Origin of the sequence: Sphaerotilus mobilis (genome assembly GCF_004216565.1) — a bacterium.
Lineage (GTDB): Bacteria > Pseudomonadota > Gammaproteobacteria > Burkholderiales > Burkholderiaceae_C > Sphaerotilus > Sphaerotilus mobilis.
The window spans coordinates 972,960-992,310 of record NZ_SGWV01000007.1 but is presented as its reverse complement, the minus strand read 5'-3'; the positions used below and the strand labels follow the sequence as shown (position 1 = coordinate 992,310).

Below are 19,351 nucleotides of genomic sequence, written 5' to 3'. Positions count from 1 at the left end.
GCGAACGAATTTGCCGGCCACAAAACAAAACGGCCGACAGCTTGTGGCTGTCGGCCGTTGAATGATGGTGCCCAGGAGAGGACTCGAACCTCCACGGAGTTACCCGCTAGTACCTGAAACTAGTGCGTCTACCAATTCCGCCACCTGGGCTTGACTTGCGCTGGTCTGACCGTTTTGCCAGACCGTTTTGTTCTTTTTCTTCTGACTTTCTTTTGTTGTTCGCTGACTTGTTGCAGTGATCAACTGAGAAAGAAAGTGTAGCATCCATCGAAATCGAAAAGCAAGAGGTATTGTTTGAACGCCACACTCATGAGTGAGATCGAGGGCACGGTGCAAGGGCACCGCGATGGTCACGGGTTCGTGATCCGGGAGGACGGGGAGCCAGACATCTATCTGGCACCCCAGGAGATGCGGGCGGTGCTGCACCGTGACCGCGTCAAGGTCCGGGTGATCCGCCTGGACCGCAAGGGACGGCCCGAGGGCCGTGTGCTGGAGATCGTCGAGCGCAAGCGCGCGCCGATCATTGGCCGGCTGCTGCTCGAGGGCGGCGCTTGGATCGTGGCACCAGAGGACAAGCGCTACGGGCAGGACATCCTGATCCCGAAGAACGCGACCGCCAAAGCCGAGGCCGGCCAAGTGGTTGCGATCGAACTGACCGAGCCGCCGTCGCTCTATTCGCAGCCGGTCGGCAGGATCACCGAAGTGCTCGGCGACATCGACGATCCCGGCATGGAGATCGAGATCGCGGTGCGCAAGTACGAGGTGCCGCACAACTTCAGCACCGAGACGCTGGCGCAGACCGCCAAGTTGCCGGATCGCCTGCGCGCGATCGACCTCAAGGGCCGCGTCGACCTGCGTGACGTGCCCTTGGTGACGATTGACGGCGAGGATGCGCGCGACTTCGACGACGCCGTTTACTGCGAACCCGCCAAGATCGGACGCGCCAAAGGCTGGCGCCTGTTGGTGGCGATCGCCGACGTCAGCCACTACGTCAAGCCCGGCGAAGCCCTCGACGGTGACGCCTTCGAGCGTGCAACCTCGGTCTACTTCCCGCGGCGGGTCATCCCGATGCTGCCGGAGAAACTGTCCAACGGCCTGTGCTCGCTGAATCCGGACCAGGAACGCCTGACCATGGTCTGCGACATGCTGGTCGACGCGACGGGCGAGGTCGTGGCCTACCAGTTCTATCCGGCGGTGATCCTGTCGCACGCGCGTTTCACCTACAACGAGGTGGCGGCCATCCTGGCCAACACGCGCGGCCCCGAGGCCCGCAAGCGTGCCGCCCGGGTCAACGACCTGATCAACCTGCATGAGGTCTACCGGGCACTGCTCAAGCAGCGAGCCATCCGTGGAGCGGTCGACTTCGAGACCACCGAGACGCAGATCGTTTGCGACGACAACGGCCGCATCGAGAAGATCGTGCCGCGCACCCGCACCGAGGCGCACCGGCTGATCGAGGAATCGATGCTGGCGGCGAACGTCTGTGCCGCCGATTTCATCCACGCCGCCAAGCATCCCTGCCTGTTCCGCGTGCACGAGGGCCCGACGCCGGAGAAGCGTCAGACCTTGCAGAACTACCTGCGTTCGATGGGCCTGGGCTTCGTGTTGAGCGAGGACCCGAAGCCGTCCGAACTGCAGATGATCGCGCAGCAGACGCGTGACCGGCCGGATGCGGCACAGATCCACCAGATGCTGCTGCGGGCGATGCAGCAGGCCATCTACACCCCCATCAACAGCGGCCACTTTGGCTTGGCCTACGAGGCCTACACGCACTTCACCAGCCCGATCCGGCGCTACCCCGACCTGCTGGTGCACCGCGTGATCAAGGCCATCCTGGCGGGCAAGAAGTACACGATCGACCTGCCGCGTCCGCCCAACACCGGCAGCGACCGGCGTGGTCTGGCGCAGGCCGCCAAGAACGCCAAGGCCGCGCGCGAGCAGGAATCGCATGCGCACCTGAAGCCTGCCAAGGCCGGTGCCGCGAAGTCGCAGGCTCAGGCGGTCTGGGAGTCGGCTGGCATCCACTGCAGCGCCAATGAACGGCGTGCCGACGAGGCGTCACGCGATGTCGAGGCCTGGCTCAAGTGCAAGTTCATGCGCGACCGCCTCGGCGAGGAATACATCGGCACGATCAGCGCGGTCACCAGCTTTGGCCTGTTCGTCCAGCTCAATGACCTTTACGTCGAAGGCCTGGTGCACATCACCGAACTGGGCGGTGAGTACTACCGCTACGACGAGGTGCGCCAGGAACTGCGCGGCGAACGCACCGGGGTGCGCTATGCCGTGGGTGGGCGCATCCAGGTGCAGGTCAGCCGGGTCGACCTGGACGGCCGCAAGATCGATTTCCGGCTGGTCCGCGAAGGCGGCGCGGCAGCGCCCGGCGCATCGCAGCGCAGTCCGCGCGAACGCACGCCCAAGACCGGCAACGCACAGGCCGAGCTTGCCAACGTGCAGGAGACTGACCGCGAGGTCCGCAAGGCTGCGCGCAAGGCCGCCAGCAGCGCCACCCGCAAGACCCGGCCGCCCAAGGTGGCCAAGCCCGGCAAGGGCAAGGCGACATCGGCCGGCAAGGGCGCCAGCGCGGCGACCGGTGACGGCAGCGCGGTGACGCGCAGCGCCAAGCCGCGCCGTTCGCGGACCTGATCGAAGGACCCGTCCTCAGGCGGAGCGAGGCGGCGCCTGCCGCCTCAGCCAGTCACCCAGGCCGCTGACCAGGCGCGATGCCGGCAATGCGGCACCGCGGTGGCTCATCGATTGAGCCACCCGGCCGTGCAGATCGACGGCGGCCCGGGTTGCAAGGGTCGCCGCGTCGTCGCCCGGGCCTTCCTCGACCAGCGGCCGAATCGCCAGTTGGCTCCAGAACGCGCCGATCACGCCGGCCAGCACGTCGCCGCTGCCGGGCGTCGCGAGCGCCGCGTTGCCGCTGCCGTTGATCGTCGGCAACGCACCGCTGGATGCGCTGCAGACGAGGGTGCCCGAGCCCTTGAGCAGTGCGGTGCAGCGGTAGGACGTGGCCAGGGCGCGGACAGCAGCCAGGCGATCCGCCTGAACCGCGGCAACGTCGCTGCCGAGCAGGCGCGCCGCTTCGAGCGGATGCGGCGTCAAGACACTGGCCTGTCCGCGCGCGGACCGTTCACGCAAGCGATCCTGCAGGTTGGTGTCCCGCGCGATTGCGTTGAGCGCGTCGGCGTCCAGAACCAGCCGGGCGGTGGTCGACAGCAGTTCGGGCAAGCGGGCGGCGATGGCTGGGCCACCGCCACAACCGGCGATGACCGTGGCGCGGGCCAGCTCATCGCGGTCGGCGCATCGTCCGACCATCAACTCAGGCTGGCCTGGGTCCAGGCCGAGGCCCTGGGCATCGAGCAGATCCACATGCACGCGCCCGGCGCCACATTCGAGCGCTGCGCGGGCGGCCAGCCATGCGGCGCCCTGCATCGCGACATCGCCGCCGATGACCCACAGGTCGCCGACGCTGCCCTTGTGCTGACGGTGCGGGCGCGGCTGCAGCAGCCTGGCCAGTGCGGAACCGCGTGCCAGACGGGCTTGCGCGGCGACGGCATGAGGCGTGGCCGATCCCGTGCCCAGGTCATGCCACCACAACTCGCCAACCACGTCGCGACCCATGCCGGTGCACAGGCCCGGCGAAGGACTGAGCAAGGCCAGTGTCGTGTCGGCCCGGACGATCGGTGCGTCGACACCGTCGGGCCAGACGCCGACGTCGCCGTTCAGGCCGGACGGCAGGTCGACCGACAGGACCCGGGCCGCGCCGGTGTTGAGTGCATCGATCAGCCGGGCCAGATCGCCACTGACGGGCCGGTTCAGGCCGCGTCCCAGCAGGGCGTCGATGACGAGCGTGTCGCCGTCAGCCTGGGCCAGTTCGGCGCACCAAGTGGCCAGCCGGTCGGCCGCGCCCGTTGGCGGGTGATCCAGCTCCGTGATCGCCACGCCGGCCGCTTCGGCCCGCAGGCGCGATGCCGCCGCGTCGCCGGGTTGTGATGCTGGGTGGCCCAGCCAGGCCAGGTCGATGTGGACGTCGGGCCAGTCCGCCTTCAGGCGCGCGGCGGCCTCGAAGCCGTCGCCGCCGTTGTTGCCGGGACCGGCCAGCACGCGCACGCGACGGGCATGAGGCGTCATCGCCCGTGCCAGCCTTGCGACGGCCAGGCCGGCGGCTTGCATCAAGGCCAGCGGCGCGCGGGTTGACGCCAAGACACGTTCTAACTCGGCGGCATGGGCGGCGTCGTGCAGGTCGACGGCGTCGGCGTAGCCGCCTTCTTCGAGCAAGCGGCGGGGGGCGGAGCAGGGTGTGAACGCGGGCATCGGCATGGCGTCGATGCTAGCGAGCGCTCATGCTGCGGCGTTGCGCCAGGCCACGTTCCACTGCAGCGGCGTGAGCACCTGCACCCCGTGCATGCGAGCCCGCTTGGCGAGTTTGAGCAGTGCCCGGTCACGGCTCAGCAGCCAGGGGATGCGTCGGTGCAGCGCCAGGTCGATGTAGATCTGGTCGTCCGGGTCGACGCTGCGCAGGCGCATCGGCCAGGGCAGGGGGGGCGGCGACTCGATGGGCTGCATCCAGCGTGCCACCGCTTCCAGGGCCCCTTCGCGCCGGGCCTCCCAGCGTTGCAGGTGGGCGTGGGTCCGCAGGCGATCGAGCACCTCCAGCGACTCTTCGCGCATCGCTGCCGTGGCCAGCCAGTGCAGCCGACCGGCGGTGATCGCAGCGGCCAGCGGCGCCGTGTCGGGGCTGTCGAAGACGAGCCAGTCCAGCACGACATTGGTGTCGATGACCACCGGGACCGCTTCGTTCGTCATGCCTGCCACCGTGACAGGGCAAAGGGCACTGGGTCGACCGACGGGTTCTGGCCCGAGATCTGTTCGGCCAGCAGCTTGGCGCTGCCGCAGGCCAGAGTCCAGCCGTGCGCGCCGTGGCCGACGTTGAGCCAGACGCCTGGCATCGGCGCCGGGCCGATGATGGGTGGGCCGTCCGGCAACATCGGGCGCGCACCCTGCCAGATCAGCGGAGAAGCGCGTTCGGTGGCGTGGCCGAACCAGCGGTCGAGCGCGCCGTACAAGGGCCGCAGCGCGTCTTCCGATGCCCGGGCGCCGCGCGGGCCCAGCGTGTAGCCGCCGGTCACGCGCAGGCGCTCGCCCAGCCGTGTCAGCGTGACGCCAGCGCGGGCGTCGATCACGCCGGACTGCAGCGCCAGGCTGTCGGGCCGCAGGCGCAGCGTCAGCGACTGGCCCCAGACCGGCATCAGCGGGATGCGCACGCCCACGCCCTGCAGCAGGCCAGTGTCGGCGCCCGCGCAAAGCACGACGGCGTCGTGGTGCATGCCTTGTTCGGCACCTCCAGGGCCGACGCGACTGCCGGGCCGGGCGGCCAGCGTCAGGTCGACACCCTGGCCCGTGTGCGCCGGACGGATCGCGCGGACCTCGGTGCCCAGCCGCAGTTGCACACCGCGCTCGCGCACGAGTGCGTCACGTAAGCGCTGGACCCACAGCCGGCAGTTGCTGACCGCATCGAGCGGCAACTGCAGACCGCCGGCCAAGGTGCTGTGGCCCAGGTGGGGCTCCACCTCGCGGCATTCCTCGGGGCTGAGTTCACGGGCCGACCAGCCCAGCTCGCGCAGCATCTGGGCATGGCGGTGGGTTGGCGCGAGTTCGCTGGCATGGCGCAGCAGCACCAGCACGCCGGCACTGCGTTCGTGTGCGATCGAGAAGTTGCGGCTGATGCTGTCCAGGCGGCGCATGCTCAGCAGCGCCAGCTCCGTCATGGCCCGCACGTCGTCGCCATGACCTCGCCGGCTGGCACGCCACCAACGCCACAGCCAGCGGTAGGTGGCCGGCGACTGCAGCGGGTGCCAGCGCAAGGCCGCCGAGTGGTGGCGCAAGCCGCGCCAAAGCCAGCGTCGCAGGCCGGGTGCGGCCGCAGGCGACACGAGGCCCGGCGTCAGCAGGTTGGCATGCGCGAAGCTGGACGCCTCGGCCACGCCGTCGTGGCGGTCATAGACGGTGACGTCGTGGCCCTGCTCGGACAGTTCGCAGGCGCTGGCCATGCCAGCCACGCCGGCACCGATCACGGCAATGCGCATCAGCGGCTCCCGCCAACGGCGTTGCGCAAGGCAACCTCGATGGCCAGGGCGGCATCGAGGAGGCGATCGTCGGCATCCCGTCCAGCCCACAGCATCAGGCCGACCGGGGCGGCGTTGGCCGCCACTGGCGCGGGCAGGCTGAGCGCGCAGCCGTCGAACAAGTTGATCACGGCGGGGTTGCGCAGCAGCGCGGCGTTCAGGTCGAAGAAGGCGGTGTCGTCGGCCTGCAGGTCAGCGATTGGCGGTGCGGCGCGGGCGACGGTGGGCGCGAGCATCAGGTCGACGTCGGCCATCTGGGCCGACAGCCGCGTGATCCAGTCGGCGCGCAAGGTCCGCAAGGCGGCGAGCTGGCTGGCGTCGATGGCCCGGCCGCGCAGGATGCGCGACAGCACGCGCGGATCGTAGGCATCGGCACGGGCGTCCAACTGCGGCGCGTGCCAGGCCCAGGCCTCGGCAGCGGTGATGCCACCGCCATCGGTCAGACGGGGCACGTCGTCGAGCGCGGCCAGGTCCAACGGGACCAGATCGGCGCCGGCTGCGGCCAGCACGTCGAGGCTGCGCTGCCAGGCCGCGCCGATGGCCGGTTCCAGGGCATCGAGAAAGAGCCGGCGTGTCCAGCCCAGCCGCAGGCCGCGCAGGGGTTTGCCCGGCAGATTCACGCGCCGGTCGCCAAGGACCTCGTGCAAGACGATCGCGTCGCGCACGCTGCGGGTGATGGCGCCGACCGTGTCGAAGCTGGGTGCCAGCGGCACGCTGCCGGCCAGCGGGACGCGATGCTGGCTGCACTTGAAGCCGACCAGACCGTGCAGCGCAGCAGGGATGCGCAGCGAACCGCCGGTGTCGCTGCCGAGTGCCGCCCAGGACGCACCGCTGGCCACTGAGACGGCGCCACCGGAGGTCGAGCCACCGGGCGCGCGGCCGTCCAGCCCGAGGCGAGACAGGGCGACGTTGGCCGGCGTGCCGGTGTGCGGGTTGAGGCCGACGCCGGAGAAGGCGAACTCGGTCATTTGCGTGCGGCCGATCAGGGCCGCGCCGGCCGCACGCAGGCGGGCGACAGCCGCTGCGTCGTGGACCGCAGCGTGTCCTTCGTTCAGCCAGGTCGAGCCGGCCCGCGTGACCTGGCCGCGCACGTCGAAGAGGTCCTTCACGCTGATCGACAGGCCGGCCAGTGCGCCGGGGTCGGTGCCGGCTGCGACCTTCGCGTCGGCCTGCTGCGCAGCCGCGAGGGCGCTGTCGAGGTCGATCAGCACATGGGCGCAGGCCGCTTCGGGCGACTCGGCGCATCGCGCGGCACCATCGAGCAGGTCGACGGCCTTGGTGTGCCGCGCCTGAACGCTGGCGCGAGCGGCCAGCAGGTCCATGTGGCGGCTGGGATCGGTCTGATGGGGCGCCTGCAGGGGCTCCGGCGCGGGACGGCTCTTCACGGCTGCTATACTCTTTGGGTTTTTTCGTGAACACCTTTGGGCGGGTCTGGAAGACCGGTCCGACAGGTGGGGCGTCAAGACGACTTGTGTCTCAAACGCGAGTCCGGCAGCTGAACTGGATAGGCCAGCGAAGCGAACTGAAGGTGTTGCGACTGCAGAGGATGCGGGCAGCGAACGAGGAGAAATCCTGGTCGTGTGTGCCGCGTGTTTCTCTTGTCACTGCGTGCAATTCGAGCCGGATTCTAGATCCAACCTTTGGAGCAATTCATGTCCTTCACCATGCGTGACATGCTGGAAGCCGGCGTCCATTTCGGACACCAGACGCGCTTCTGGAACCCCAAGATGGCCCCGTACATCTTCGGCCATCGCAACAAGATCCACATCATCAACCTCGAGAAGACGGTTCCGCTCTTCCACGAGGCCACCAAGTTCGCCCGCCAGCTCGCCTCGCGCCGCGGCAACATCCTGTTCGTCGGCACCAAGCGCCAAGCGCGTGACGTCGTCGCGATGGAAGCGGCTCGTGCCGGTATGCCTTACGTCGACCAGCGCTGGCTCGGCGGCATGCTGACCAACTTCAAGACCGTCAAGGGTTCGCTGAAGAAGCTCAACGAGATGCAGGCCATGGTCGAGGCTGGCACCCAGCCGTCGATCAAGAAGGAAGCGCTGATGTTCCAGCGCGAGATCGACAAGCTGCAGAAGGACATCGGTGGCATCGCCGCGATGAGCGCCCTGCCTGATGCGCTGTTCGTCATCGACGTCGGCTATCACAAGATCGCGATCGCCGAAGCCCGCAAGCTGGGCATTCCGGTCATTGGCGTGGTCGACACCAACCACTCGCCCGAAGGCATCGACTACGTCATCCCCGGCAACGACGACTCGGCCAAGGCCGTGGCGCTGTACGCCCGCGTGATGGCCGACGCCGTGATCGAAGGCAAGGCGAACTCGGTCAATGAAGTGATCGAGGCCGTGGCTTCCAACGGCGACGAGTTCGTCGAGGTCAACGACGCTGCCTGAGTCCTTCGGGACCGGTGAGCAAGGGGCTGCTACAGCCCCTTTTTTTCGAGATTTCCCGATGGCTGCAGTGGGTGCGGCCATCTTCCGTGACAGGAGTTGAACAATGGCTGCAATCACCGCCAGCATGGTCGCCGAACTGCGCGCCAAGACCGACGCCCCGATGATGGAGTGCAAGAAGGCACTGACCGAGGCTGAGGGCAACATGGACAAGGCCGAGGAGATCCTGCGGGTCAAGCTCGGCAACAAGGCGAGCAAGGCCGCCAGCCGCGTGACCGCCGAAGGCGTCATCGCTGCCGCCGTCAACGGCGACGTGGGCGCGCTGATCGAGGTCAACTGCGAGACCGATTTCGTCTCCAAGAACGACACCTTCCTGGGCTTCGTGCAGTCGATCGCCCAGTTGGTGGCCGACCACAACCCGGTCGACGTGGCCGCGCTGTCGGCGCTGCCGCTGGCAATGGAAGACTTCGGCCCGACGGTTGAAGACGTGCGCAAGGGCCTGATCGGCAAGATCGGCGAGAACATGTCGATCCGCCGCTTCAAGCGCTACGCCGGTGGTGGCCAGCTGGCCCACTACCTGCACGGCGTGCGCATCGGCGTGCTGGTCGAATACACCGGCGACGGCGCGGCCGCCAAGGACGTGGCGATGCACGTCGCGGCGATGAAGCCGGTGGCGCTGACCCAGGCCGATGTGCCGTCCGACCTGATCGACAAGGAACGTTCGGTGGCCACCGCCAAGGCTGCCGAGTCGGGCAAGCCTGCCGAGATCGCCGCCAAGATGATCGAAGGCTCGGTGCAGAAGTACCTCAAGGAGGTCTCGCTGTTCAACCAGCCCTTCGTCAAGAACGACAAGCAGACCGTCGAGCAGATGCTCAAGGCTGCCGGCACCTCGGTTGCCTCGTTCACGATGTTCATCGTTGGCGAAGGCATCGAGAAGAAGCAAGACGACTTCGCAGCCGAGGTGGCTGCCCAGGTCGCTGCTGCCAAGGGCCAGTAAGACGGTCCCGGACCGGCCCTGATCGGGTCGGCCCAAGGGCCAGGGCGACAACGCCTTGGCCTACACTCGAACGCTGTTTTTGCTACCCCGAGGACCCTGCATGCCGGCCTACAAGCGCATCCTGCTGAAACTTTCCGGAGAGGCCCTGATGGGCGATGACGCCTACGGCATCAACCGCTCGACCATCGTCCGGATGGTGCGGGAAGTCCAGGAAATCACTCAGCTCGGCTGCGAGGTGGCGGTGGTCATCGGCGGGGGCAACATCTTCCGCGGCGTGGCTGGCGGATCGGTGGGCATGGATCGCGCCACGGCCGACTACATGGGCATGCTGGCCACCGTGATGAACGCGCTCGCGCTGGCCGACACGATGCGCCAGGAGGGCATGACCGCCCGCGTGATGTCGGCCATCGGCATCGACCAGGTCGTCGAACCCTATGTGCGGCCCAAGGCGCTGCAGTACCTCGAAGAAGGCAAGGTCGTGGTGTTCGCCGGCGGAACCGGCAACCCCTTCTTCACGACCGATACCGCAGCCGCGCTGCGGGGTGCCGAGATGGGTGCCGAGATCATGCTCAAGGCGACCAAGGTCGATGGCGTCTACACGGCCGATCCGAAGAAGGATCCGAACGCCACGCGCTATCCCTCGTTGACCTTCGATGAGGCCATCATCCAGAACCTGCAGGTGCTGGACGCGACCGCCTTCGCGCTGTGCCGCGACCAGAAGCTGCCGATCAAGGTGTTCTCGATCTTCAAGCCCGGCGCGCTCAAGCGCGTGGTCATGGGCGAGGACGAGGGCACGCTGGTCCACGTCTGAACCCGGTGACGGGCGAGGGCGTCTTCCATCGGCGCCCAGCCCGCACCCCGACGCCCGAGCCGCCCTGTGCCGAGCGTTACCCGAGGAGCCCGAGATGAGCATCGCCGACATCAAGAAGACCGCCGAAGCCAAGATGGCCAAGTCCATCGAGTCCTTCAAGAACGAACTCCAGAAGATCCGCACCGGCCGGGCCCATCCGGGCATCCTCGACCAGGTGCAGGTCGACTACTACGGCTCGATGCTGCCGATCAGCCAGGTTGCCAACGTGTCGCTGATCGACGCCCGCACCATCAGCGTCCAGCCCTGGGAAAAGGGCATGGCCCAGAAGATCGAGCGCGCGATCCGCGACTCTGACCTGGGTCTGAACCCGGCCGCCATGGGTGACCTGATCCGCGTGCCGATGCCGGCGCTGACCGAAGAGCGCCGCAAGGAGCTGAGCAAGGTCGTGCGCCATGCCGGCGAGGACGCCAAGGTGGCCGTGCGCAACCTGCGTCGCGATGCCAACGAACACGCCAAGAAGCTGCTCAAGGACAAGCTGATCACCGAGGACGACGAGCGCCGCTCGGTCGACGAGGTGCAGAAGCTGACCGACCGCACCGTGGTCGAGATCGACAAGCTGGTGCAAGGCAAGGAAGCCGAGATCATGGCCGTCTGACGGCCGTCTTCCCGATCGCGGTCCGATGAGTCCACCTCCGAACGGCGCCACCTCGCGCGTGCCGCGTCACCTCGCCATCGTCATGGATGGCAATGGCCGCTGGGCCAACCGCCGCATGATGCCGCGCGTGATCGGCCACAAGTTCGGTGTCGACGCGTTGGTGCGCATCATCCACGCCTGTCGTGATCGTGGCATCGCCCATCTGACGGTCTTCGCGTTCTCGTCCGAGAACTGGAACCGGCCTCAGGAAGAAGTCTCCGGGCTGATGAACCTGGTGCTGGTGGCGGTCTCGAAGTACCTTGAACGCATGGCGGCCGATGGCGTGCGCATCCGCATCATCGGGGACCGGGCGAGGGTGGCCGCCAAGGTCCGCGAAGCCTGGGACCATGCCGAGCGCATGACCGCTGCCAACCAGGCCATCACCGTCAACGTCGCCTTCAACTACGGCGGCCGCTGGGACATGGTGCAGGCCTGCCAGGCGCTGGTGCGCGACGGCGTCGAGCCCGACGCCATCGACGATGCGGCCATCGCGCGGCGCCTGTCGCTGGCCGATGCGCCGGAACTGGACCTCTTCATCCGCACCGGCGGCGAGGTCCGCATCTCGAACTTCCTGCTCTGGCAGGCGGCCTACGCCGAGTTGTACTTCACCGACTGCCTCTGGCCTGACTTCGACGAGCGTGCGCTCGACGCGGCCCTGGCAGACTTCGCCGCCCGGGACCGTCGATACGGCCGGGTCAAGAAGGACGTCAAGTCCGACGGAACCCCCGTCAGCTTCGCCCCCGAAACCTGAGGCCGCCGGTCCATGCTCAGAACGCGCGTCATCACGGCCCTGGTTCTGCTTGCCGTGTTGCTGCCGGCCCTGCTGGCCGCCAGCCCCTGGCCCTTCCAGTTGCTCACGCTGGTGATGATTGCCGCCGCCGGCTGGGAATGGGCTCGCCTGAACCAGTCACCGGGCATCGCTGCGATCGTGCTGGCCGCCGTCGTCGCGACCGGTTGCGGCGGGGCTCTGGCGCAAGGCTGGGTCGGTCACGTGCCGTCCTGGCTGTGGCAACTGGCCTTGCTGCTCTGGGTGCTGGGCGGCGCCTGGGCGCTGTCTCGTGGCGTGGTTGGCTGGCCCCAGGTGCCCGCCGGCTTGCGCCTGCTGGTCGGCCTCGTGCTGCTGTGGCTGACCTGGCTGGCGATCGCCGAGGCGCGCTTGCGCGGCCTGAACTTCCTGCTCTCGCTGTTCTGCCTGGTCTGGATGGCCGACATCGCGGCGTATTTCGGTGGCCGTGCCTGGGGCCGGCGCAAGCTGGCGCCGGCGATCAGTCCGGGCAAGAGCTGGGCAGGCGTCTACACCGGGATGGCGGGTGTGATGCTGCTGGCGCTGGGCTGGATCGCCTGGGACGCCGGCCACCCGGATGCGGGCGCCAGCCTCTACACCGCCTTGCTCCAGCGCGGTGGCTGGGCTGGCCTCGTCGTCGCTTGCCTGTTCCTGGCCGCCTTGAGCGTGGTGGGCGACCTGTTCGAGTCGCTGGTCAAGCGCAGCGCGGGCGCCAAGGACAGCAGTGCGCTGCTGCCGGGCCATGGCGGCGTGCTGGATCGCATCGATGCCCTGCTGCCGGTCTGCCCGCTGGCGCTGGCCCTGTTGACGACATGAGTGCCGCCGCCATGAACACCACGACCCGCCCGACGCCGTCAGCCGCTGGCCGGCTGCGCGTGTGCATCCTTGGCTCGACCGGCTCGATCGGCACCAGCACGCTGGACGTGCTGGCCCGTCACCCGCAGGCCTACGAGGTCACGACGCTGACGGCGCACGGCCGCATCGACGAGCTGGCCGCGCAGTGCCTGACCTGGCGACCCCGTCAGGCGGTCGTGGCCCGTGCCGACCAGGCCGCCGACCTGCAGCAACGCCTACGCGCGGCCGGTCTGTCCACCGAGGTCCTGCACGGCGCCGACGCGCTGTGCCAGGTGGCCGCCGATCCGGGCACCGATGCGGTGATGGCCGCGATCGTGGGCGCCGCCGGGCTGCCGCCCTGCCTGGCCGCCGCACGCGCCGGCAAGCGCCTGATGCTGGCCAACAAGGAAGCCATCGTGCTGGGCGGTGCGCTGTTCATGAACGCGGTCAAGGCGGGTGGCGCGACGCTGCTGCCGATCGACAGCGAGCACTCGGCAATCTTCCAGTGCCTGCCCGAGGACCGTTCGACCTGGGCCTCGCGCATCGACCACATCGTGCTGACCGCCTCGGGCGGTCCGTTCCGCGAGCGCGATCCGGCCACGCTGGCCAGCGTCACGCCCGACCAGGCCTGCGCACACCCGAACTGGGTGATGGGCCGCAAGATCTCGGTCGACTCGGCCACGATGATGAACAAGGCGCTCGAGGTGATCGAGGCGCGCTGGCTGTTCGACCTGAGGCCCGAGCAGGTCCGGGTCGTGCTGCACCCCCAGAGCATCATCCATTCGATGGTGGTCTGTCGCGACAACTCGGTGCTGGCGCAGATGGGCACGCCCGACATGCGCGTGCCGATCGCCTACGGCCTGAGCTGGCCGGCGCGGATCGAGTCCGGTGCCTCGCGGCTGGACTTCCTGGGCCTCAAGCCCCTGACCTTCGAGCCGGCCGATGAGCGCCGCTACCCTGGGCTGATGCTGGCCTGGCAAGCGCTGCGCGCCCGCGAGGGCAGCACCGCGGTGCTGAACGCGTCCAACGAGGTGGCGGTCGAGGCCTTTCTGGCTGGCCGCTTGCGCTTCGACCAGATCGCCGCGCTGAACGCGGACCTCCTGGCTCGCTTGGCCGTGCCGGAGACGGCGGCCTCATCGGTCGAGGGCCTGCTGGCGCTCGACCAGGAAACCCGCGCGCTGGCCCGCCAGCGCGTGTTGGAACTGGCGGCCTGACGGCCTGCCGCGAGAGCGCATGAACACCTTGCTGTCTTTCCTGCTGACGCTGGCGGTGCTGATCGCCGTGCACGAGTGGGGCCACTACCGCGCCGCACGGGCCTGCAACGTCAAGGTGCTGCGCTTCTCCATCGGCTTCGGCCGGCCGATCTGGCGCCGCCAGATCGGTGAGACCGAATGGGTCCTCGGCCTGCTGCCGTTGGGCGGCTATGTGCGCATGCTCGACGAGCGCGAGGCCCCGGTCGACGCGGGTGAGCAGAACCGCGCCTTCAACCGCAAACCCTTGCCGCAGCGCGCCTTCATCGTCGCCGCCGGACCGATCGCCAACCTGGTGCTGGCGGTGGTCCTGTATGCCGCCGCCCACTGGGTCGGCACCGAAGAACCTCTGCCGCTGCTGGGCACGCCGGTGGCGGGATCGCCGGCCGAGCTGGCGGGCGTGCGCCCGGGTGACCAGGTGCTGCGTCTGGCCGATGCCGACGCGAAGGATGGCGCGGGCCATTCAGTGTTCTCTTTCACCGACCTGCGCTGGCAGCTGACCCGGGCGGCGCTCGATGGTCGCAATGTCGACATGGTCGTGCGGCGTGTCGATGGCAGCGATCAGTCCCTGACGCTCGATCTCGCCAGCCTGGGCGCCACCGACGCCGACCCCGGTCTGATGCGCCGCATCGGTTTGCCGGGGCCCTTGTCCGAACCGGTGCTAGGCGAGATCGTTGCCGGCGGCGCGGCCGAGCAGGCTGGCCTGCGACCGGGGGACCGGGTGCTCAGCGTCGATGGCCTGGCGATCACCGACGGGGCTGCGCTGCGCGCGATCATCCGTGCCGCATCTCGGGACGTGCCCGAAGGGTCGGCGACGACGGATCCGGCCCAGCCTGCCGTGGCGTCCGCCAACCCGCCCGTCACCCCGCCCGCTGCGTCCACCGTCGAAGCCCCGAGCTCCACCGACATCGCCCCGGCCGCCGACATCGCCGATCCCCTGCAGGCCGCTGCGGCGCCGCCACCGGTCGCCTTGCCGCCGGGCAGCCAGCGGTGGGAGATCGACCGTGCCGGTGAACGCCTGGAGATCGTGGTCACGCCGGCCATCGTCGACGACCGTGGTCAGCGCGTCGGCCGCATCGAGGCGGTTGTCGGTTCGGGCGTCAAGCTGGCGCTGGTCCGGCTCGGTCCGCTGGAGGGCCTTCAACGCGGCGTAGAGCGCACCGGCGAGATGGCCACGTTGACGCTGAAGATGCTCACCCGCATCGTGACCGGCGAGGCCTCGCCCCGCAACCTGAGCGGCCCGTTGACGATTGCCGAATACGCCGGACAGTCGGTCCAGCTCGGCCTGGCCTACTACTTAGGCTTCCTGGCCGTCGTCAGCGTCAGCCTGGGCGTGCTCAACCTGCTGCCCCTGCCGATGCTCGATGGTGGCCATCTGCTGTTCTTTGCGGTTGAGGCGCTGACCGGTCGCCCGATTCCCGATGCCTGGCTCGAACGCTTCCAGCGTGGCGGGCTGTTCATCATCCTCGTGATGATGTCGCTGGCCCTCTACAACGACGTCGCCCGCCTGGTCGGGCAGCTGTGAAACGCATGCACGCACCTGCACAACACCGTCCCACCTCGCGCCTGGCCGCGGCCATCGTGGCCGGCTGGCTCGGCCTGGGCCTGCCGGCCTGGGCCGTGTCGCCCTTTGTGCTGCAGGACATCCGCATCGAAGGCCTGCAGCGCACCGAAGCCGGCACCGTCTTCGCGTCCCTGCCCTTCCGCGTGGGTGACACCTACAACGACGACAAGGGTGCGGCGGCCCTGCGGGCGCTCTTCGCCACCGGCCTGTTCAAGGATGTGCGCCTGGAGGTCACCGGTCAGGTCGTGGTGGTCGTGATCGAGGAGCGGCCGATCATCGCCAGCGTCGACTTCACCGGCACCAGCGAGTTCGACCGCGACACGCTGGTCAAGGCGCTCAAGGACGTCGGCATCGGCGAGGGCCAGCCCTTCGACCGCGGTCTGGCAGACCGCGCCGAGCAGGAGCTCAAGCGCCAGTACCTGACCCGCAGCTACTACGGCGCCGAGGTGGTCACCACCATCACGCCGATCGAGCGCAACCGCGTCAACGTCAGCTTCGCGGTCAACGAGGGCGGCATCGCCCGCATCGGCGAGATCCGCATCACCGGCAGCCAGGCCTTCTCGGAGAGCACCTTGCTGGCCGAACTGGACCTGACCGCTGGCGGCGTCATGACCTGGTACACCAAGAGCGACCGTTACTCGCGGGCCAAGCTCAACGCGGACCTGGAGACGCTGCGGGCGTGGTATCTCAACCGCGGCTACCTCGAGTTCGTGGTCGAGTCGACCCAGGTCGCGATCTCGCCGGACAAGCAGTCGATCTCGATCACGATCAACGTGCGCGAGGGCCAGCAGTACACCGTCACCGCGGTACGGTTGTCGGGCAACTACCTGGGCAAGGACGACGAGTTCAAGTCGCTGGTGACGATCAAGCCGGGCGAGCCCTATCGCTCCGAGGCGGTCAACGACACCCAGCGGGCCTTCACCGACCGCTTCGGCCTGTTCGGCTTCGCCTTCGCGCGGGTCGAGGCCGTGCCGCAGGTCGACCGCAACACCGGTCGTGTGCAGGTGCAGCTCAACGCCGACCCGGGCCGGCGTGTTTACGTGCGCCGCATCAACGTGGCTGGCAACTCGCGCACCCGCGACGAGGTGATCCGGCGCGAGCTGCGCCAGCTCGAATCGGCCTGGTACGACGGTGCGCGCATCCAGCTCTCGCGTGACCGGGTCAACCGGCTGGGCTACTTCAGCGAGGCCGAGTTCGACACCAGCGAGGTGCCAGGCACCTTCGACCAGGTCGACCTGACCATGAACGTCACCGAGAAGCCGACCGGCAGCCTGCTGCTGGGCGCGACCTTCTCCAGCGCCGAGAAGCTGTCGTTCAACTTCGCGGTCAAGCAGGACAACGTCTTCGGCTCGGGCCAGTACCTGGGCGTCGAGCTCAACACCGGCAAGCTCGCCCGCACGCTGGTGCTGTCGCATGTGAACCCCTACTTCACCGAGGACGGCATCTCCCGGACGGTCGACGTGTTCTACCGCACCAACCGGCCGCTCAACAGCCAGGGCGAGGACTACCAGCTCGTCACGCCAGGCGCGTCGGTGCGCTTCGGCGTTCCGTTCTCCGAACTGGACACGGTCTTCTTCGGCATCGGTGCGGAGCGCACCACGATCAAGGCGGCCAATGCGCTGCCCGAGGTCTACTTCCGCCAACGGGCCCAGTTCGGCGACACCAGCTCGTCGGTGCCGCTGACGCTGGGCTGGCAGCGCGATGGCCGAGACAGCGCGCTGGTGCCCAACAAGGGCCTCTACCAGCGCGTCAACGTCGAGTGGGGCGTGGCCGGCGACACCCGCTACCTGCGCAGCAACTACCAGATCCAGCAGTACATCCCGCTGAGCAAGCGCTTCACGCTGGGTCTGAATGGCGAATTTGGCTGGGGCCAGGGGCTGGGCGGTCGTGACTACCCGGTGTTCAAGAACTTCTACGGCGGCGGCCTGGGCACGGTGCGGGCGTTCGACCAGAACTCGCTCGGTGCGGTCGACGTGACCGGTGCCTACCTGGGCGGCAACCGCCGGCTGAACCTCAACGCCGAGCTGTACGTGCCCTTCCCGGGCGTCGGCAACGACCGCACGCTGCGCATCTTCGGCTATGCCGATGCGGGCAACGTCTGGCGCGAGGGCGAGAAGATCGGCGACTCGTCGGAGAACCCGATCCGCATGTCGGCCGGCGTCGGCCTGTCCTGGATCTCTCCGGTGGGGCCGCTCAAGCTGTCCTGGGGCCAACCCTTGCGCTATGCCCGAACAGATAGAATCCAGCGCTTCCAGTTCCAGATCGGCACCGCATTCTGATGAAGAAGTCCACGTTCTTGACGCTGGCCACCGCGGCCATGTTGACGTTGTCCGCCCCGATGCTGCGGGCCCAGGAGCTGAAGATCGGCTACGTCAGCAGCGATCGTGTGCTGCGTGACGCCGCGCCGGCCAAGGCAGCCCAGGCCAAGCTCGAGACCGAGTTCGGCAAGCGCAACAAGGACATCGACGATGCCGCCGCACGGCTGAAGTCCGCGACCGAGAAGCTCGACAAGGACGCGCCGACGCTGGCCGAGAGCGAGCGCAACCGCCGTCAGCGCGAGCTGGTCGAACAAGAGCGCGACATCACCCGCAAGCGCCGCGAGTTCCAGGAAGACCTGAATCAGCGCAAGAACGAGGAACTTGCCGCCGTCGTCGAGCGTGCCAACAAGGTCATCAAGCAGATCGCCGAGCAGGAACGGTATGACCTGATCCTGCAGGATGCCGTGCACTGGAGCGCCCGCGTCGACATCACCGACAAGGTGATCAAGGCCCTCAACGCGCAACAGGCCCCTGCGGCCAAGTGAACGCGCGACACGCCCTGACCGTCACCACCACGCTGCACGAGATCCACGCGGCGCTGGGCGGTGACCTGCTCGGCGATCCGGCTCGGGTGATCCATCGCATCGCCGCCCTCGGGCAGGCCGATGAACAGTCGATCAGCTTCGTCGCCAACCCGCGCTACCGCGCGCAGCTCGAGACCACGGCAGCTGGCTGCGTGATCGTCGCCCCGGCCCTGGCCGAAGCGGCGGCGCAGCGCGGTGCGGCCATCGTCACGCCCGACCCCTACCACTACTACGCCCGGCTGACCCAATGGTGGGCTGCCAGGTTGCGTTCGGGCCAGCATGCCGGCGTGCATGCGTCGGCCGTGATCGGCGAGGGTGTCAGGCTCGGCGCCGATGTGACGGTCGGCCCGCTGGCGGTGATCGAGGCCGGTGCCGACATCGGCGCTGGCGCGGTCATCGGCGCCCACTGTGTCGTTGGCCCGGGCGTCGTCATCGGCGCACGGACCCGATTGGCGCCCCACGTGACGCTGATGCATGGCACGACGATCGGCGCAAGCGGCCTTTTGCATGCCGGCGTGGTGATCGGCGCTGACGGCTTCGGCTTCGCGCCGCACCAGGGCCGCTGGGACAAGATCGAGCAGCTCGGGGGCGTGCGCATCGGCGACCACGTCGAGATCGGCGCCAACACCTGCATCGACCGGGGCGCCTTGGGCGACACGGTGATCGGCGACGGCGTCAAGCTCGACAACCTGATCCAGGTCGGCCACAACGTGCACATCGGCGAGCACAGCGCCATGGCCGGATGTGTGGGCATCGCCGGGAGCGCGAAGATCGGTCGCGGCTGCACCGTCGGCGGCGGCGCCATCGTGCTGGGCCACCTCGAACTGGCCGACGGCGTGCACATCTCGGCGGCCAGCGTGGTGATGCGCTCCATCAACCGGCCCGGCCAGTACAGCGGCGTGTTCCCGATCGACGACAACGCGTCGTGGGAAAAGAACGCCGCCACCTTGCGTCAACTGCACACGCTGCGCGATCGCCTGCGCAGCCTCGAAAAGAAGATCGACACACCATGAACACGACGACCTCCACGCCCGCATCGACCGATGGCCCG

Annotated in this window: 16 protein-coding genes and 1 tRNA gene; 12 read left to right on the top strand and 5 right to left on the bottom strand. The window is 68.5% G+C overall.

Going from position 1 to position 19,351, the window contains the following annotated elements:
* Nucleotides 1-65: 65 nt before the first annotated feature.
* Nucleotides 66-150: transfer RNA gene (locus tag EV685_RS04670), tRNA-Leu, on the bottom strand.
* Nucleotides 151-309: 159 nt separating this feature from the next.
* Between EV685_RS04670 and rnr the strand changes: the two genes are divergently transcribed.
* The gene (rnr, locus tag EV685_RS04665; protein ID WP_130480768.1) at nt 310-2,643 is read left to right on the top strand and encodes a ribonuclease R; all 2,334 of its coding nucleotides are present in this window, start codon (nt 310-312) and stop codon (nt 2,641-2,643) included.
* Nucleotides 2,644-2,658: 15 nt separating this feature from the next.
* On the opposite strand, the gene EV685_RS04660 is transcribed toward rnr, so the two are convergent.
* The 4 genes from EV685_RS04660 to EV685_RS04645 all read right to left on the bottom strand — a co-directional run bounded on the left by EV685_RS04660 (nt 2,659) and on the right by EV685_RS04645 (nt 7,513).
* On the bottom strand, nt 2,659-4,281 hold the full coding sequence (locus tag EV685_RS04660) for an NAD(P)H-hydrate dehydratase (protein WP_242615415.1): 1,623 nt from the start codon (nt 4,279-4,281) through the stop codon (nt 2,659-2,661).
* 63 nt (nt 4,282-4,344) lie between these two features.
* On the bottom strand, nt 4,345-4,809 hold the full coding sequence (locus EV685_RS04655) for a PIN domain-containing protein (protein WP_130480767.1): 465 nt from the start codon (nt 4,807-4,809) through the stop codon (nt 4,345-4,347).
* Nucleotides 4,806-6,089: an FAD-dependent oxidoreductase gene (locus tag EV685_RS04650; RefSeq protein ID WP_130480766.1), complete on the bottom strand. Its 1,284-nt coding sequence runs from the start codon at nt 6,087-6,089 to the stop codon at nt 4,806-4,808. The genes EV685_RS04655 and EV685_RS04650 overlap by 4 nt, the downstream gene beginning before the upstream one ends.
* The gene (locus tag EV685_RS04645) at nt 6,089-7,513 is read right to left on the bottom strand and encodes an amidase (RefSeq protein WP_242615414.1); all 1,425 of its coding nucleotides are present in this window, start codon (nt 7,511-7,513) and stop codon (nt 6,089-6,091) included. The genes EV685_RS04650 and EV685_RS04645 overlap by 1 nt, the downstream gene beginning before the upstream one ends.
* A 267-nt stretch (nt 7,514-7,780) precedes the next feature.
* Between EV685_RS04645 and rpsB the strand changes: the two genes are divergently transcribed.
* From rpsB to lpxD, 11 genes are all read left to right on the top strand, one after another.
* A complete protein-coding gene (gene rpsB, locus EV685_RS04640) occupies nt 7,781-8,527 on the top strand; it encodes a 30S ribosomal protein S2 (protein ID WP_130480765.1) in 747 nt (248 codons plus the stop codon).
* Between the two features lie 103 nt (nt 8,528-8,630).
* Nucleotides 8,631-9,521 (top strand): translation elongation factor Ts, encoded by an 891-nt coding sequence (gene tsf / locus EV685_RS04635; RefSeq protein ID WP_130480764.1) that lies wholly within the window; start codon nt 8,631-8,633, stop codon nt 9,519-9,521.
* Nucleotides 9,522-9,621: 100 nt separating this feature from the next.
* Nucleotides 9,622-10,332 (top strand): UMP kinase, encoded by a 711-nt coding sequence (pyrH, locus tag EV685_RS04630; protein ID WP_130480763.1) that lies wholly within the window; start codon nt 9,622-9,624, stop codon nt 10,330-10,332.
* Nucleotides 10,333-10,426: 94 nt separating this feature from the next.
* The gene (gene frr, locus EV685_RS04625) at nt 10,427-10,987 is read left to right on the top strand and encodes a ribosome recycling factor (protein ID WP_130480762.1); all 561 of its coding nucleotides are present in this window, start codon (nt 10,427-10,429) and stop codon (nt 10,985-10,987) included.
* 25 nt (nt 10,988-11,012) lie between these two features.
* The gene (uppS, locus tag EV685_RS04620; RefSeq protein ID WP_130480761.1) at nt 11,013-11,777 is read left to right on the top strand and encodes a polyprenyl diphosphate synthase; all 765 of its coding nucleotides are present in this window, start codon (nt 11,013-11,015) and stop codon (nt 11,775-11,777) included.
* 12 nt (nt 11,778-11,789) lie between these two features.
* A complete protein-coding gene (locus EV685_RS04615) occupies nt 11,790-12,626 on the top strand; it encodes a phosphatidate cytidylyltransferase (RefSeq protein WP_130480760.1) in 837 nt (278 codons plus the stop codon).
* An 11-nt stretch (nt 12,627-12,637) separates the two neighbouring features.
* Complete coding sequence (locus EV685_RS04610) at nt 12,638-13,858, top strand: 1-deoxy-D-xylulose-5-phosphate reductoisomerase (RefSeq protein WP_130480759.1); 1,221 nt, start codon at nt 12,638-12,640, stop codon at nt 13,856-13,858.
* Nucleotides 13,859-13,877: 19 nt separating this feature from the next.
* Nucleotides 13,878-15,419, top strand: coding sequence for an RIP metalloprotease RseP (gene rseP / locus EV685_RS04605; protein ID WP_130480758.1), 1,542 nt, complete (start codon nt 13,878-13,880; stop codon nt 15,417-15,419).
* Between the two features lie 5 nt (nt 15,420-15,424).
* Nucleotides 15,425-17,737, top strand: coding sequence for an outer membrane protein assembly factor BamA (gene bamA, locus EV685_RS04600; RefSeq protein ID WP_130480757.1), 2,313 nt, complete (start codon nt 15,425-15,427; stop codon nt 17,735-17,737).
* Nucleotides 17,737-18,261: an OmpH/Skp family outer membrane protein gene (locus EV685_RS04595; protein ID WP_130480756.1), complete on the top strand. Its 525-nt coding sequence runs from the start codon at nt 17,737-17,739 to the stop codon at nt 18,259-18,261. The genes bamA and EV685_RS04595 overlap by 1 nt, the downstream gene beginning before the upstream one ends.
* Complete coding sequence (lpxD, locus tag EV685_RS04590) at nt 18,258-19,313, top strand: UDP-3-O-(3-hydroxymyristoyl)glucosamine N-acyltransferase (RefSeq protein ID WP_242615413.1); 1,056 nt, start codon at nt 18,258-18,260, stop codon at nt 19,311-19,313. The genes EV685_RS04595 and lpxD overlap by 4 nt, the downstream gene beginning before the upstream one ends.
* Nucleotides 19,314-19,351: the final 38 nt, after the last annotated feature.

Excerpts from the sequence above, each read along its gene's own strand:
- rseP (WP_130480758.1), top strand. The coding sequence starts at position 13,878 with ATGAACACCTTGCTGTCTTTCCTGCTGACGCTGGCGGTGCTGATCGCC.
- pyrH (WP_130480763.1), top strand. The coding sequence starts at position 9,622 with ATGCCGGCCTACAAGCGCATCCTGCTGAAACTTTCCGGAGAGGCCCTG.
- EV685_RS04610 (WP_130480759.1), top strand. The coding sequence starts at position 12,638 with ATGAACACCACGACCCGCCCGACGCCGTCAGCCGCTGGCCGGCTGCGC.
- EV685_RS04655 (WP_130480767.1), bottom strand. The coding sequence starts at position 4,809 with ATGACGAACGAAGCGGTCCCGGTGGTCATCGACACCAATGTCGTGCTG.
- tsf (WP_130480764.1), top strand. The coding sequence starts at position 8,631 with ATGGCTGCAATCACCGCCAGCATGGTCGCCGAACTGCGCGCCAAGACC.
- uppS (WP_130480761.1), top strand. The coding sequence starts at position 11,013 with ATGAGTCCACCTCCGAACGGCGCCACCTCGCGCGTGCCGCGTCACCTC.
- EV685_RS04595 (WP_130480756.1), top strand. The coding sequence starts at position 17,737 with ATGAAGAAGTCCACGTTCTTGACGCTGGCCACCGCGGCCATGTTGACG.
- frr (WP_130480762.1), top strand. The coding sequence starts at position 10,427 with ATGAGCATCGCCGACATCAAGAAGACCGCCGAAGCCAAGATGGCCAAG.
- EV685_RS04650 (WP_130480766.1), bottom strand. The coding sequence starts at position 6,089 with ATGCGCATTGCCGTGATCGGTGCCGGCGTGGCTGGCATGGCCAGCGCC.
- rpsB (WP_130480765.1), top strand. The coding sequence starts at position 7,781 with ATGTCCTTCACCATGCGTGACATGCTGGAAGCCGGCGTCCATTTCGGA.
- bamA (WP_130480757.1), top strand. The coding sequence starts at position 15,425 with ATGCACGCACCTGCACAACACCGTCCCACCTCGCGCCTGGCCGCGGCC.
- EV685_RS04615 (WP_130480760.1), top strand. The coding sequence starts at position 11,790 with ATGCTCAGAACGCGCGTCATCACGGCCCTGGTTCTGCTTGCCGTGTTG.
- rnr (WP_130480768.1), top strand. The coding sequence starts at position 310 with ATGAGTGAGATCGAGGGCACGGTGCAAGGGCACCGCGATGGTCACGGG.